1 protein-coding gene is annotated in these 701 nt (G+C 42.7%); it reads right to left on the bottom strand.

Annotated features, from left to right (window positions below):
• Positions 1-143 precede the first annotated feature (143 nt).
• Entirely contained in the window at positions 144-470 is a 327-nt protein-coding gene (locus tag KIV40_RS29480; protein WP_285352799.1) for a hypothetical protein, read from the bottom strand.
• Positions 471-701 lie beyond the last annotated feature (231 nt).

Raw genomic sequence — 701 nt, 5'->3', positions numbered from 1 at the left:
ACTTCGTTGTCGAGCATGCTCACTTACATCCGTAAGCTCCGCGTGCTCTCCTAGAATTTCAAACAACTACTTTGAAAAATGATGATTTTGGAGGCTCCTTTTACAGGAGCCTTTTTTGTATCTGGTGGCTGTTGGTATCGGGGTTATTTTTTGATACTGAGGAGGGTGCCTGACTTACATTTGAATGAATAGTAGTGGCGGCTTTCGCTGAATTTACCTAGGCCTTCACCATCGCAGTAGTCGATGTTGATGTCGCGCATCACTTCTAAGGTGTCTTCGCTGCTTAGGGCAAACTTAGAGCCATCTGAACAGACAATACGCACTCTTTCATCGTGACTTACCGAGTAGAGGTCGACTTCGGTATTACACAGCTCAAAAGAGGCTTCTCGAAAGTTGTCTTGTTGAGAGTTGGAAGCGCAACCAGCAGTAAGTGTGGCCGCGAACACGACTAAGAGTCCGAGTCTATTCATCATTTATCCTTCACCTTTATTACATTGTGTGACTGTTTTTACATCCTCTTTCGGGGGAGCCTTTATTGCGACAAGCTCCATTGCTGAAGCTATGATCTAAGGCTGAGATATAAAAGTATAGGTGCAAATTAATAATTTATAATAAGTTTTTCGCTTTATGATTTTCTGGGAATCACAAACAAAAAGGCCAACACTGAGGTTGGCCTTCGAGGTATTTATTTTCTTTTGAGC

Source organism: Vibrio sp. D173a (assembly GCF_030248475.1).
This window is presented reverse-complemented; position numbering and strand designations above follow the sequence as displayed.